Source organism: Nodularia sp. LEGE 04288 (genome assembly GCF_963896525.1).
GTDB lineage: Bacteria > Cyanobacteriota > Cyanobacteriia > Cyanobacteriales > Nostocaceae > Nodularia.
In genome coordinates this window covers 20,551-35,871 of record NZ_CAWQOY010000171.1, presented here as the reverse complement: position 1 = coordinate 35,871, position 15,321 = coordinate 20,551, and the positions used below count along the sequence as shown (strand labels likewise).

The 15,321-nt window shown below is 41.1% G+C and carries 7 protein-coding genes and 1 pseudogene; 1 reads left to right on the top strand and 7 read right to left on the bottom strand.

Annotated features, from left to right (window positions below; all coding sequences use genetic code 11):
- Nucleotides 1-12 precede the first annotated feature (12 nt).
- A complete protein-coding gene (locus AACX33_RS24830) occupies nt 13-648 on the bottom strand; it encodes an HAD-IA family hydrolase (RefSeq protein WP_194002951.1) in 636 nt (211 codons plus the stop codon).
- Nucleotides 623-1,598 (bottom strand): annotated as a pseudogene (gene queG, locus AACX33_RS24825) (tRNA epoxyqueuosine(34) reductase QueG). Before queG ends, AACX33_RS24830 begins: the two are co-directional and overlap by 26 nt.
- A gap of 342 nt (nt 1,599-1,940) precedes the next feature.
- Here queG and AACX33_RS24820 point away from each other — a divergent pair.
- Nucleotides 1,941-2,387: a ketosteroid isomerase family protein gene (locus AACX33_RS24820; RefSeq protein ID WP_194002955.1), complete on the top strand. Its 447-nt coding sequence runs from the start codon at nt 1,941-1,943 to the stop codon at nt 2,385-2,387.
- An 18-nt stretch (nt 2,388-2,405) separates the two neighbouring features.
- Here AACX33_RS24820 and AACX33_RS24815 read toward each other — a convergent pair whose 3' ends face one another.
- The 5 genes from AACX33_RS24815 to AACX33_RS24795 form a co-directional block, all read right to left on the bottom strand.
- Nucleotides 2,406-2,846, bottom strand: a complete 441-nt coding sequence (locus tag AACX33_RS24815; RefSeq protein WP_194002989.1) for a hypothetical protein — start codon at nt 2,844-2,846, stop codon at nt 2,406-2,408.
- Between the two features lie 338 nt (nt 2,847-3,184).
- Nucleotides 3,185-3,610 carry an ATP-binding protein gene (locus tag AACX33_RS24810; RefSeq protein ID WP_194002957.1) on the bottom strand — a complete coding sequence of 142 codons (426 nt, stop codon included), beginning with the start codon at nt 3,608-3,610 and terminating at the stop codon, nt 3,185-3,187.
- 3 nt (nt 3,611-3,613) lie between these two features.
- A complete protein-coding gene (locus AACX33_RS24805) occupies nt 3,614-5,287 on the bottom strand; it encodes a SpoIIE family protein phosphatase (protein ID WP_194002959.1) in 1,674 nt (557 codons plus the stop codon).
- Between the two features lie 180 nt (nt 5,288-5,467).
- Nucleotides 5,468-6,187, bottom strand: coding sequence for a response regulator (locus AACX33_RS24800; RefSeq protein ID WP_194002961.1), 720 nt, complete (start codon nt 6,185-6,187; stop codon nt 5,468-5,470).
- A 406-nt stretch (nt 6,188-6,593) separates the two neighbouring features.
- Complete coding sequence (locus tag AACX33_RS24795; protein WP_227788820.1) at nt 6,594-14,657, bottom strand: putative Ig domain-containing protein; 8,064 nt, start codon at nt 14,655-14,657, stop codon at nt 6,594-6,596.
- Nucleotides 14,658-15,321 lie beyond the last annotated feature (664 nt).

Sequence of the window (15,321 nt, the reverse complement as noted above, 5' to 3'; positions counted from 1 at the left end):
AGAAACAACCTCTCAGCAGTTTTTGATCACTTCCAGTAGTTCGCTGGGTTGGTTAATCAGAAAATCTGGTTTTTGTTTAGCTAAAGCTTCGGGAGAATTAAAGCCCCAAGTAACTGCAATCACTTTGATATTAGCTTTTTTTGAGGCTTCTATATCCCTGGTTTCATCCCCAACGTAAATGACTCCTTGAGTTTTCAGTTCTTTTTGTCTTAATACGTTATTTATTATCGTTGTTTTACCAAAAATCGTGACTCCTGAATAAATAAAGTCGAATAAATATTCTAATGCGTTATTTTGCAGAAAAGCCGTCACGTTTTCTTGAGAATTAGACGTAATAATGCCTAACTTATAACCTTGATGTTGCAGTTCTATTAAGGCTTCCTGAATACCCGGTATCGGTTTTAATTCTGGAAGTTTGTGTTTTAATTCTCCTTTAACTTTTTTGAGTAGAAAGGGAATTTTAAATAAAGAGATGCCTGAGTATTTAATAATTTCCCTAGAGGTAAAAGTTCTGAGCAGAGCAAGTTCCTCTGGGGTAATTTGTATATAACCAAACTCTACAGCTAAACGATTGGCAATAGTCACAAGAGCATCTACTGTATCCGCAATCGTGCCATCAAAATCAAAAATAATTACTTTTTGGGTCATTCGTTAGGTTTGGATGCGTCAAGATTAGCACGGGCATTTCTTCTGAACATTTCTGGCTTAATCCGCCGCAAGGCTGATGCGGGAAATCGTTTATCCCACTCTTGGTTTGAGATGTTGGCTAATTCTATCAGCTGTGGTGCAATATTAGCCGGATAAGGTTGAAAATCTGCCACATCTGTTGTCTGGGCAAAACGCTGATTCCACGGACAAACATCTTGGCAAATGTCGCAACCTGCTACCCAACCTTGTAAATTTTCTGATATTGCTGCTGGTAATGTTTCCGAGCGGTTTTCGATGGTATGATAAGCGATGCAGCGATTAGCATCGACTACAAATGGTTGGGTGATTGCACCTGTGGGACAAGCATCTAGACAACGAGTGCAGCTACCACAGTGTTCTGTATGTGGGCGATCGCTTTCTAGTTCCAGATTTGTAATGATCTCTCCTAAAAATACCCAAGAGCCATATTCTCTAGTGATCAAATTCCCATTTTTGGCAATCCAACCGATTCCGGCTCGTTGCGCCCAGACTTTATCTTGTACTGGGCCAGTGTCTGCATAATATCTCGCTTGTATCCCTGCGCCCAATGATTCTAGCCAGAACATCAGCGCCTTGAGCTTTTTATGCATCACTTTATGATAGTCTCTACCCCAGCCATAGCGAGAGATTTTGGCGTATTCTTCGCCTTCAGGACGTTGATCTGGTGTGTAGTAATTGAGGGCGACACATATTAGCGATCGCGCTTCTGGCATAACTAAGCTAATATCTTGACGCTTGGGGCTATTCATCCATTCCATATCGGCGTGATAACCCAGACTTATCCAGGCTTGTAACCTCTGTGCGTCTGTATTATCTACCCCATCTACAGCCGTAATCCCTACTTTGTGGAATCCCAACTCTCTGGCTTTTTCTTTAACTACACTGCTGGTAGTCACAGAATGCTGATCCATTTTTCTGATGTGAATTTAGCCGCAATCATAGGCATCTTCTTTATACATTATCCTGGCAAAACCTTGGTTAAAAATTTACTCACCTACCTATCTGTAATAATTATTTAATTTTTGTGAATAAATCGCCAGGAAATCAAGTACACATCTTTCGATGATCAATCTTGTGGGGGAGGGCATACTTCGATTCTTCGGCAAACTCAGTACAAGTCTTGCCCGCCTTTGTGGGCAACATATCAGTACAAAGATGTATTTCCGCTTTTGCCAATCTCTTTCCACCGCATCTTTGTTTTATTCAATTTTTATCTTTAAATTAACTTCAGCTAGCCTCATCAAGGTAATTATATGACAGCTGCTGAATCAACAGAAGCCACCCAGATCAAGGTCGCCGCAACAACAGAAGAATGTCAGATTGAGGGAATAGTCGAACCCATGATCCGGCGTTACTTTGAAACGCTCAACACCGGAGAATTTCAGACAACTGCTGCTCTATTTGCCGATCATGGCGTGATGTATCCGCCCTTTGAATCTGGTATTGTGGGACCAGAGGCGATCGCTATCTATTTACAACAAGAAGCTGAAAAAGTTCAAGCTTATCCCCGTCAAGGAATTGTCGAAACTTTAGAAAATGACCAAATCCAATTTCAGGTCACAGGTAAGGCACAAACATCCTGGTGTGGTGTAAATGTCATGTGGCTATTTATCCTCAACCGACAACGGCAAATTATCAGCGCTAAAATTAAACTCTTAGCATCTCCCCAAGAATTACTTTCTCTACGTCGGGAAGATTAGCCCAAATTTTAATTTTGCTTATTTTTTGGTAACAGCAGCTTGCTGCAAAGAACGCAGTAACAATCTCTGACCTAACTCAATACCTGATGAAGCACATTGCCATTCTGGGTGTGCCGTCATTAATAAACTATCTAAAGTTTCTTGATCAAATAGATGCCAAATCAAAGCATGATTAATTTCTTGTTCCACAGCATAACAATTCGGACTGACACAGTGAATTGTGCAATCACTGGCAATTCTATTTACAGTCATTTGTTCCCCAGGCTGCAAAGAGCGAAATTGGCGGATAGCTTGCTGCAATTCACTCATTGACGACACTACCAACCCAGGTATAGCTATTGTGAAATTCTGGTCTCCATTCACTGCAATCCAGTAATGACGACTAGGGTCAATAGCCTCTAACCAAGGTGATTCATCATCAAGGCGATAGCGTGGCGACAAACAAAATAAAGTTGCCATAGATTTCGTCATAATTGTAATTTCTGTAGGGTAATTTTGTTTACCCATTTGACAATACTAGGGGTTGTAGAGCTATGCCATGAGCTTTTTTGCCGTAGATATAAAATCAACAGTTAGCCTGGCTTCTATATCCAGTATTTAATAATTACCCTTGATAAATCTATAAAATTAGCCACAATTATCAACTAAATTAACAATTTTTAATAAATTCACCTCTAGTTCCGCTTACAGCACTACTGCAAAATCAGTAATTACCAGACTTTTTGTGTAAATAAGCTTAAAGAATACCGAAAAAGTCTAGCAATCGGCAATCTGTCCAGACAAAATTGCCAAAAGTTTCAATTAGCTAATTCTGGTAGAGTCGCTTCTAACTTGAGACAATTTGCACCATCAACTTGTAATTGATATTCAACATTATCCATCAGACGATTCATAATCAGCCATCCATAGCCGCCTTCTTGTTTATCTGTGGGGTTAGGCGGAAAGTAGGTAGACATATCGAAGCCTTCGCCATAGTCCCAAATTTCTATGGCAATATCTCGGTTTTTCAGTTCTAACCGCAGTAAAATCGGTAAACTAGGCTGTTCTTTGTGGGCATGACGGACTACATTTGAATATGCTTCCACCAAAGCTAGCCGTAAACGACTTGATTGTCTGGACCAATCCACGGATTCTTTGAGATGAATTTTTAAGCATCCTAGTAACCAGCTTTCGACGATATTTAAATAATTCAGGTCACTTGGTACATGAAGCTCACTTTTCATTACTTATAAAACCTCCAGTGAAAGTATAGTTTGATCATCTTCTTGAACGTGGTTATCTGCCTGAATAGCAGCTATTAAATGATGAAGAGAAAACGGTTGGGGTTCTCTTTGTAACAGTTGCCAAAGTCCTTCTTGATTGAGCATAGAACGGCTGATCAGCTGTCCGCTATCCTCGGTTTCTTCGGGATTCAATAATTTATTTGATACCATAGCTTCTGTAATCCCATCACTAGCTAGCAGTAAGGTATCTCCTGGAGCGAGAATTAAGCGACCCGACTGTGCTTGCCATTGAGGCAAGATACCCAAAGGAATGCCACGTACTTTCAGATAAATCGGGTTAACGGCTACATTGCTCTCATGTGACCAAACTAAGGGATAGATGTGACCAGCATTAGCATAAACTAGCTCTTTAGTGGTAGGAGTATAACGAGCCAAGACGAGGGTAATAAAGTAATTGTTGCCAATCAAGTCATCACCTAGAGCGTTGTTGAGGTGATGTACTACTACATTGGGTTCGGCTGGTGTTTCTTGAGCTAGTTCCCGGCGTAATACGGAAATCGCACTAGCCATGAATAAAGCAGCTGGAACACCCTTACCGGAAACATCACCTACCGCCAACCATAAATCGCCTTTGGGATGGACAAATACTTCAAAAAAATCGCCTCCCACTTCACGAGCTGGGTAACAACAGGCTTGCACCTTCCCACCTTTGATATCAGGTAGAGTTTGGCGTAAGAGATTGTTTTGAATTTGGCGCGCCACTTCCAATTCAGTCCCTAGCTGTGCTTGCTTTTCCTGGAGGCGCTGGTAGAGTTTGGCTTGGGAGAGAGCTAAAGCTGCTTGTTCCGCCACACCTGCAATCAGTTGGATTTCTTCCTCTTGCCAAGGTTGCTCGTTTCCCCACTGATAGATAGCCAGGACAGCTAGCAAATGCTGCTGATAGGAAAGTGGTACAACCATCTGCTGACAGTTGTTGCCCTGATAAGTCTCTTGAGTCAGTTGATAATGGCGGGTTTGCAGAACTTTTTCAATTAACAGACTGGGGTCGTAGACACCATCAGGTAAACTGGATTTAGAATCTTGGTAACAAAATTCCTCTTGTGTTAAGCGATCGCTTTCCACTGGTCTGAGCAAACAACAAGTAGTTGCAAATGTGTGTCCAATGGTGGCAACAATTTTTTGCAACATACTGTCATAATCCAGGGATTCCCGAATTGCTGTTGTCACCGCATTAAACAAAGATTCTCGCCGCAAAGCCCGACTTAACTCGCGGGTACGCTTTTTGACTAGGCAATATGTATCAGTGGCTTGCTCAACTAATACTTTCAGTTGTTCAGGACTCCAGGGTTTGGTGATGTACTTGAACACTTGACCGGAGTTAATTGCCGCTACCAAATCTTCAACATCAGTAAAACCAGTCAATAAAATCCGAATCGTATCAGGAAAGCGCTCCACTGTCAGACTGAGAAACTCGGTACCGTTCATTTCCGGCATTCTTTGATCCGAAATAATCACAGCCATCTCGCCTTCTTTGTCCAGAATTTCTAGCGCAGTCAGAGCATGATTAGCTTTATATACTTGAAAATCTCGCCTAAAAGTACGATAGAGTAAATCTAAATTATCCTGCTCATCGTCTACTACCATGAGCTTCAATTTGCCTAAGTCTGTCTCAGTCATATTTGACTTTAAATTTTGGGATACTAAAATGGCGAGATTTGGCAATTTTTATCCCACCTGTTATCTAAACATTAAAAAGTAATCTCTACAAAAAAGTTACTTACTTAGAAGTGATAAATTCACTTTGGTTTTTTAACTGTGGTGGAGTTGGCTGGATGGTTTTTACACTCAAATTTAACTTTATCCCACTAATCCAGAACGCAAGGCGCGGACTGCTGCTTGGGTGCGGTCATCGGCACATAGCTTATTCAAAATATTTCTGACGTGTGTTTTTACAGTTCCCACAGTAATATATAGTCGTTCGGCAATGAGTGCATTGCTACAACCTTCAACGATTAACTGTAGCACTTCTAACTCCCTTTCCGTAAGGGTATAAGCCTCAATATTTTGCTTTTCCTCCTCCGATTCTGAGTTTGGTAAAATATTTTGAGAATTTGTGGTCACGGTTTCCCGTAATGGGGGATTTTCTTGTGCTTGTTGTAACACAATTCGTGCGATCGCTGGATCAATCCAAGCATTGCCATCATAAGTTACTCGCAAAGCTTCGAGCAAATTATCAAACTTGATATCCTTCATACAATAAGAATCAGCCCCAGCTGCAAAAGCTGCCAGCACGGATTCTTTGTTATCCTGAAGCGTTAAAATTAGCACCTTTGTGGCTGAATCGTCTCCATTCGTGAAAGCTTTCAATTCCCGTGTCAGTTCAATACCATCCTTATCTGGTAAACCAATATCGACAATTGCAATATCTGGTTGTAACTTTTTTAACATTTTTAGACCTTCGGCAGCACTAGCAGCTTCTCCTACAACTTCAATTTCTGCATTTTGTAGTAAAGCTGTCCGAATACCTACACGGGTGAGGTCATGATCTTCAATTAGAGCAATCCGAATCTTACTCATAGTCACATTTTGTAGGTTACATTACTTTAACTTCAGTCTAGGAGTTTTAGCGAAAAACCCAGGTAATTTTCTAATGGGTAAATTTAGGAAGGAATTATAGATTGTATGCGATCGCCAAAATTAAATTTATGAAAAATTTCACAATAAGCTGTAAACCTTTCATTCGCTGGCATTACAGCCAATTCATCCTCAATTAATTGCTCCTCAACTTGCAAGCTGCAAATTGAGGAGCATGAAATTTAACAGAATCGGTTATCTCCAGTCCCGCAGTATTTTGATACAGCAGGTGATACTTTTTACTTTCTCTTTATCCGGGTGGAAATTGTGCGATCGCGCACCTGAACAAATCGACTTACCCCATTACCAGTTCTATCTCCCCCGAAAAAAAATCGCTCTCCAATTTACATCACACAATACTCAAATTGACTGCCACGATCACATCATTGAAGTCTTGATCACCACCATTTGGTAAATCCTCAAAAGCAAAGGTATTACTGCCCAACAAGCGAATGTGATCTTTTCTGTCAGTGTTAGCTCCCAAGAAGGGGAAGTACACTGCTGGATCATTATTTGAATTGCTATCAAGTAAAGCATCGGGTCTACCATTCACAATAATAAATGGAGCAAAGATAGAACCAGGCTCAAAAATTCCGGTATAAGTTGCTGTACCTTGGTTGTTAACTGTCAGGTCAATACCTGCAACACGTCCACCAATTGCAGCTTCAATATAACCAGCTTGTCCAGTCAGAATATCTGCGTTACCATCTCCGTTGATGTCAATACCACCATTCTCATCAGCTACTTGATAGAAACCGACGAAATTGTCAAAAGCTGCTTCTCGATTCACTGTAAAATCAGCTTGTACTTGACTTGTAACACCCCGCAAGTCAATAACTTCGCCCTGTGGATTTCCTTGCAGATTTGTACCTAAAGGTAATGAATCATTCGTGGGCTGAACTGTTACCACTAGATCCTGGAAATCAGAATTATTACTCGATCCATCCTTCCAAGCGAGGGAGAATTCGCCATTACCTAAGTCTGTAATCTTTTGCCTTGAAGGATCAGAAAATAATACATCTGTGATTGGCGTTATTCCAGCCCTTACAGCATCAATTGTACTATTTTTTACTAAATAAAATCTTAAGTTTTCACCAGAGTTAAATTCCAACAAATGTGTCAAATTATCGGTATTAAACCCATTGGGGAGATTAGAAATAGCAGAGAAAATTACCTGACTTCGTTCTAAAACTGCTTGAGTGTAACCTGCCGCGCCTGGTGCAATACCATTAATTTTACCTTCAGCGTCATCAACAGTAAATACTCCTAATTCATTAACAAGATTAGAATTTCTTTCTGTTAGTGTAACCTTAATTTTTGATTTGCCGCTACTATTCGAGATATTAAAGATATCATCGGCAATTTTTGAAAGCTGAAATGTAGGTACGTTGTTATTTTGTTCGACAGCTAAGGCAAAAGTATCAATGGCACTTAAACCTTCATTGTCTGTGGCTAATACCTTAATTATCAGACTTGCTAAATCTGTTTTAGTTGCTATCCCACTGAAGGTGCGAGTAGCTGCGTTAAATTTCAACCAATTAGGTAAATTACTGCCATCTTCTAGAGTTGCTGAGTAACTCACATTATCTCCAGCATCTATGTCAATGAAGGTATTAGCATCAAAAGTAAAACTGAATTCTGTATCTTGTTTGGCTAGTTGATCGGAAATTGCATTTTGTAGAGTCGGTGCATTATTAGTATTAGCAACTGTCAAAGTAAATGTATCGTTAACACTTGCCCCAGAATTATCGGTAGCAGTAACCTTGATGTTGAGACTACCCACATTATCATTAGTTGGTGTGCCGCTAAAGGTGCGATTTGTGGCATTAAAGGTTAACCAACTTGGTAAGAGATTGTCATTTTCTAATGTGGCAGAATAGGTGAGGATATCACTAGGGTCTATATCTGCGAAAGTGTTTTCGGGGAGAATGAAGGTAAATGTTGTGTCTTCCGTTGCAGTTTGATCTACAATAGCTTGCTGAATTGTAGGTGAATTATTGCCAGCAACAAGAATAGTTGTTGTTGCATCAGATTGAGTGGGGGCTGTTTCGGTTAGACCTAAGTTATCAGTTGCTACGCTATAGAAAGCATAAGTGCTTCCCACCTGACCATTATAGACGGCTGAATTATTGGTAATATCGTCTTTCCAAAGGACATATTGACCGCCATTTGTAGCCGCATAAATATCATAAGTAGCGATACCACTACCGTCATCTGAACCTGTCCAAGATACCGTAAAGTTAGCGTTACTGTTGACAGGTAAGGCATTTATTTGACTGGTGGGAATATCACTATCTAAGGTGTTAAAGACAGGGTTGGTTTGAATAGGCGTTTGGGTATTGAAGGTAATACTGGCTTGGGAATCAATGCGAGTATTATTGGTTGTATTGGCTTTGGGTTGGATGCTGTAGCCGACAAAACCACTTCCTACCCCATTTTGATCATTAGGAGGTAAGAAGCCCTGAATAGCACTGTCGGCGGCGTTGCCTGTAGTGGGGTCAATGGCGGCAAACGTCCAAGTAACCACACCTGTGGAAGTCTCTATTCCCGCGTTGACATCGACATAGACACCTGTGGTGCTGCGGAGGTCAAGACGTTGGCTGTAATTTTGTACGCCGTTGGGAACATCAACCGTAATATCCCCAAAACCAAAGTCTTGTAAGGTAAAGGTGTTGAGGTCGAGGTCGGTATCCAGGGTTTGGGTAATAGTAACTTGAGCAACAGGTGTAGTTTCTGCGGCTGCGTTGTTGGCAAAGCGGATGGTATAGGGAATGACCGCATTGGCGGTTAAATAGTATTGAGTTCCCAAACCATCGGGGTTTATCAGGGTGTTGGGTGCGCTGATGGTTTCTATCCGTTGTTGGTCGATTGCCCCATTGAGCGCCCCTTGGATAAATTCAGTGTTGCCATTGCTAAGGAAAATATCAAGGATGACATCTTCTAGTACATCAGGGTCAGTAATCCCGGCATCTCTGGCGATTTGCTCGGCTGCGGCGCGTTGTTCGGGGGTTAATGTGGCTGCTGTGACAATATTTTGGGGGAAGTTGAGGTCGGTAAAGGTGTTGGTATCCTGTCCGGTGGCGTAATCAAAAAGAGATGTTGCTTGGGTAATACGCCAACTTGCTGCATAATCACCGTAGAGTTGTTGATTGGTGATAGTCCCGCCAATAACTGTACCGTCACGGAGGGCAAATTCATCATTGCGGTTATCGTTAAAGTTGCCCAAGAGTCCGACTACGTTACCTTGACGATTATCAGCTAGACCAATATTAATATTTAGCCAAGTACCATTATCTTTAACGAGAATGAGGTCATTATTGGCAGTAATAATACTGTATTTGCTTCCTTCTCGGATAATGAGGTTTTGACCGACTGCATAGAGTCCACCTTCAGGAAGGGTGACAGCAGTACCGTTGATGAGGAGAGGGTTGGTTTGATTCGCATAAATGGCGATGCGTTGACCACCACTGTTAATTGAAATGGCAGAGTTAGCAGAGGCGCTGGTGCTAATGTTCCAAGGTTGTTGGCGGGTTTGGATTTCAAAGTCGTCGGTGGTGGATTTGACGAGGGTAAATTCACCTACAGTTTGGAAGCCGTAGCGTAGACCGTCGGGGGTTTTTAGGTGGGGGTCGTTATATGTGCCGCCGTCGGGGTTAGGAGGAGTGGGTGTTGGTGTAGGATTAGGTTGAGGACTAGGGTTGGGGTTAGGAGGAGTGGGTGTTGGTGTAGGATTAGGCTGAGGGTTGGGGTTAGGAGGAGTGGGTGTTGGTGTAGGATTAGGTTGAGGATTTGGAGTTGGTATTACTACTGTTCCACCATTATTATTAATTACAATTCCACCATTATTAATTACAGTTCCACCATTATTATTAACTACAGTTCCGCCATTATTATTAATTACAGTTCCGCCATTATTATTACTCTCGGTTCCGCCATTATTATTACTCTCGGTTCCGCCATTCTTAGGAGGTTTAGACAGATAATTGATTATTGCAACTGCTATACCTCCTACCGCGCCTATAGCAGCAGCAATAATTGTCGGGTTTTTTCCTGCGGGGTCAAAATATGTCAGTGGATTATTGCTGACATATCTGTATAAATTCGTATCCCCACCATTTAACCCAATCGGATCAACCGCAGTAAACCTTCCCAACCCACTATCATAAAACCTTGCTCGCATGAAATCGAGTCCATTACCCTCATCCATGACTCCCCATTGACCGACATATTCAAAGGGGTTAGCAACGCCTTCAACCTTTGTTAAATCTTCTCCAAAAGGTAAATAACTGTAACGGTTAACATAACTCCCATCCGTTGCTGTTAACCCTACCGTTGAACCGATCGCATCGGCATCATAATAATTACTATTACTGCCATTTACCCGACTCACTAAACCAATACCGTGAGTGTAGTTGGCAACTAAGGTACTACCGTTATATTCTCCGACAATATCCCCAAACCCAAAAGGATCAAGTAAATATTCCGTGCGTTGACCATTTAAAATAGTAGCAACGCGGTTTCCTAACCCATCATATTGATAATCCCAAGTTCCTTGAGCATTGACAACTTTAGTTAGACGATTTTCAACATCATAAGTATAAGTTGAAGTCTGTCCCCCTTGGGTTTTGCTAATCAAATTCCCATCTGTGTCGTAGGTATAGACAGCATTACCGACATTGGTATATTGATTCAGGTTATTGGTGGTGTAGTTCGTAGTCGTCCCGTTATCCGTCAAACCAATGCGATTTCCCGCCGCATCATATTGATAATTAATGGTACGACTATCAGGCGTAACCACAGAAGTTAATTGACCTGTGGCATCATAACCATATTGAAAAGTTCCTTCCAATGTGGTCATGCTAGTACGCCGACCTAAGTTATCGTAGGTATACTCAAACTTAGAGTTAACGGTATTATCTGCTTTATAGTTAATTAACTGAGTTAACTGATCCTGTAAATCATATTGATAGGTCGTATAAGTTCCGTTACCATTGGTTTCCTGAGTCAGACGACCTGCACCATCATAGTCATAACTGATAATGCTTTCTGCTGTACCATTGGTTAAAGTTTTTAAGCGTCCAACGGTGTCATAACTGTAATTAACCGTATAACCATCTTGAGAAACAAGTTGAGTCCTTTGACCATCAGCATTGTAGGTATAGGTTAAAGAACGCCCTGTAGGATAAGTTATTTTAGTAAGCTGATTTGCAACATCATACTCCATTGCAATAGTTCCCGTTGCATCGGTGACACTGGTAAGATTTCCCTTGGTGTCATAGCCATAGCTAATGCTAGAACCATCAGCGTATTGTTTCTGGGTTAGCTGTCCACTGGTGTTGTAGGTATATCCAATGGTGCTACCACGACGATTAACAGCACTGGTAATATTTCCCAACGCATCCACGCTAAACTGTTCGCTGCTACCGTCGGGATATGTGATTTTGGTGAGATTACCTTTGGTGTCGTAGGTATAATCAACTCCATTACCTTTAGGATCTGTAAAACCTGTCAGTTGATTAAAGGTAGCATCGTAAGTAAATTTAACGTCTTGACTGAGTAAGTTTGTTTGCTGGGTTAAATTGCCATTGGTGTCGTAAGTGTAACTAACTTTACTACCATTAGGCAGGGTTGCACCAATCAAATTCCCATCTGCATCATAGCTGAAAATCAGATTTTGGTTATTAACACCGCGAATTTGTCCGCTATTTCCTCGGTCATCCAGTAGGATAGTTTGAGATGCACCTGTACTATCGGTAATCGTCACACCGCCTGTACTATCGTAACTGTAGGTTAGGCTTTGGGTTTGTCCATTGCTAAACTCTTTAGTCAGACGACCTTGGTTATCATATTCAAAAGTACGCTCATAACCTAAATCCGATGTTACCGATAACAAAGAATATTTTTTCGCGGCAATATCCCCTGTATCGTAAGTGTAAGTAGTTGTTCCTTCAGGACTGGTGACAGATAGCAGGTTTTCCCCAGAAGCATCATAACTGTAACTGGTGACTTGGGCTGTGGAGTCGGTAATCTGACTAATCCGCCCTTGGGCATTGTAATCTAAGGTTAAACTGTCGCCATTGGTGTGAACTAACTTACTCAGATTGTTATTTGTATATGCCAGGGTAATCCGATTACCGTTGGTATCTTCAACATAGCTGAGTTTGCCATCAGTTCCAAATAATGAAACTAAACCACTAACTTCTTTTAAGCGATACTCACCATTAGTAATCGTTAGAGTTGCACCACTGTTTTCTGTAAAAGTGCCATCGGTTTGCTTCTCAAAAACGCGCTGCAAATCCCCAACGCTACGAATAATTACATTATCTTGACTATCAGTTGTTGCCCTTAAATCCCACTGACTAGCCCAACCTCGTCCTAAACCACCTAAATTGTAGCGTTCAGCAATAGATTGATAAAAGGTGCGATTAAAGGTTAATGATAACCCTGGTGCAGCATCAACTACATCTGTTGTACTAATTAAGCTAACATTAGTCAGGGTATTAACTGCTTGTTTCCATTCAAAGGCAAATAATCCAGTTAAATCACTGGTTTCCTGTCCCAGTTGACTTAAATAATTAGCATTTTCTGTCATGACAGCTTGAAACTGTCCCGCAGTTGTGCCTAAAGCAGCCGTTAAATTACTCCAAATTGCATCCCAGCTTGCATCATCAATAAAACTATAATCAGCGCGAGATTCAGCTTTAATACTTGCCCAATTAATCACTTCATTGGGTTGAACTTGTTCCACTGCAAAGGAAATTAAACCGTTACCGTTGGGAGTATAAGCAAAGGAAAATTCCCCATTTTTACCAGGTGCTAAAATTCCTGCTGGTCCATTATCACTTGTTCCTAAAGTTAAATTCAGCAGTTGACGCAGAGTAGCACTAACGGTATCTTCTTCAGGGTAAGTAACTTGGGCATTTGTAGGAGTAATTCTGAACAAAGGTGCAATGACATCGGTTTGTCCGACATTGGTATATTTAACTGTAACTACACCATTTGCTGGATAACTTAACTGAGTTTTAATATTCCCCAGTGAACCATCAGTGACAGTGAAAACATCATTAGAAACAGAGTCATTTTGTCCATTGGCAACTTTAACATCATATTGCCCAATGGTTAATCCCTGTAAATCAAAAGTTGCCCAGACTTCTGTTTCATTCACCCAATAAACTTGACTAGCAACTTGTGCTGTACCATTGGGGGCAATGATGCTAATTTGATCGTTGGGCAAAAAATTCTGTCCCGCAATAACAATTGTTGTTTGACCTTTATTACTTCCTGATGCACCTTGAGGAAGTCCTGTAATTAAAGGTGCATCTTTATCAATAATGGTCAATGTGGCGCTATTTTCCGTGCCAATTGTTGCCCCTCCTGTTGGCGTTGTGAGGATTAATTGGAGAGTTTCATCAAGTTCTATGTTTGTGTCATTAACGATGGGAATAGTGACGGTTTTACTGATTTCTCCATCAGCAAAATTAACTGTAATTGCTGTGTTGTCGTAGTCGCTTGGTGCTTTCGCTGTTCCATCTTTTAGATTGATTTTGGCACTTACAGCACCGTTTTTTCCTCCAGTGCGAGTAACGGTGACAGCAGAAATAGCAATACCATCTTCTCGGATAGTAAATTGAGGGGCGCTAAAAGCTAATGTTCCTGAGTTAGTAATAACAGATGCATCAATAGTGCGATCGCTAAATTCAATTCGTTCAATACCACTCAGAGTGTCAACATTATCACGATTATTAATCGTATCGGTAACTATTATTCTTCCATCATTTACAATAATTTCATATTCCGAAAAAGCACCTGTAAAAACAGCCGTATCAGTTCCAGTACCTCCAGATAGAGTGTCATTACCCCTTCCCCCAATCAGGCGATCATTACCTGTTTCACCAAATAATCTGTCACTACCACTACCACCGTTGATGGTATCGTTACCTAATCCACCAAATAAATCATCACGGAAACCAGTCCCGTTGATTTGATCATCATCGCTAGTGGTGTTAAAAATAAAGTCACTTTGTTGTAACTGCTCACGGCTCAAACCCACAATTTCCATTTGGGACAAGCTATTTGCCAGTTCAATGGTAATCAGAGCATTGCCATCGCTGTTATTGGTAGTCAGGGTGCGTAAGGTTTCAAATTCTGAAATTCCCACATTTCGCAGGTCAATCTTGTCTTCCCCTTGCACGAAGTCGGTGATTAAGTCATAGGCACCATTGGAAAGTCGTTCTAAAACAAACTCGTCTGCACCTGTTCCACCTGTGAGAGTATTGTTTCCGGAACCACCAAATAATCTATCATTACCTGCTTCAGCGTTGATGGAATCATTACCACTCTCACCTTTAATGATGTCGTCTGCATTTGTGCCTAGAAGGGTATCGTTGCCGTTAGTACCGTTGATTTCGCTCATGGGTAGTGCTTGTAAAGGAGTAAAGAAAAATTTAGGTATGTAAAAATGTGACCATCTTTTAGGATGGTTACAATGACCGTATTTTGGGATGTCGTCAACCTGGATATTAACGCTAGCGTTTAATTCAACCTAGTATCTTTAATTATCAAGCTATGGCTAACGCCACGCTACCGCTATCAGTGCTTTGTCTTTCGACAGCTAGGTTTTTTAAATGGTTAATTACCTTTCCACTATGCCAAGTATAGCAGCATATTATTAGACTAATGAATTAAAAAACCTCGTAGAAAGACGGAGAAGCTCAAACCCAATTTTTCGGTAAATATAGCAGGGAACAGGCTCGAAAATCTTTAATTGTAAGGGTTTCATTATCTATTTCTGTCCTAACCTCCTTGGCGGTTGCTATATTTCATATTTCGAGATTTGTCGAGCATTGGATGCGGCAGAAAACACCCGTAACGCTGCTGACTCTGGCTAGCAACCAGACGGGAGAACTTATGGAATAGGCGACTTTAAATAAAACTACATAGATGGAAACACAGCTAGTTTTTAGGAATCAATACAGATGAGACTTGAAGAGAGATACATTTGTACTCATTTTCTGTATTTTTAACGGCGATCGCATTGTGATGATTACAGTTGGTGTGCGATCGCCATGTAGTTTTAG

Coding starts and splice junctions, on each gene's coding strand:
- AACX33_RS24830 (WP_194002951.1), bottom strand. CDS start 648: ATGACCCAAAAAGTAATTATTTTTGATTTTGATGGCACGATTGCGGAT.
- AACX33_RS24820 (WP_194002955.1), top strand. CDS start 1,941: ATGACAGCTGCTGAATCAACAGAAGCCACCCAGATCAAGGTCGCCGCA.
- AACX33_RS24815 (WP_194002989.1), bottom strand. CDS start 2,846: ATGGCAACTTTATTTTGTTTGTCGCCACGCTATCGCCTTGATGATGAA.
- AACX33_RS24810 (WP_194002957.1), bottom strand. CDS start 3,610: ATGAAAAGTGAGCTTCATGTACCAAGTGACCTGAATTATTTAAATATC.
- AACX33_RS24805 (WP_194002959.1), bottom strand. CDS start 5,287: ATGACTGAGACAGACTTAGGCAAATTGAAGCTCATGGTAGTAGACGAT.
- AACX33_RS24800 (WP_194002961.1), bottom strand. CDS start 6,187: ATGAGTAAGATTCGGATTGCTCTAATTGAAGATCATGACCTCACCCGT.
- AACX33_RS24795 (WP_227788820.1), bottom strand. CDS start 14,657: ATGAGCGAAATCAACGGTACTAACGGCAACGATACCCTTCTAGGCACA.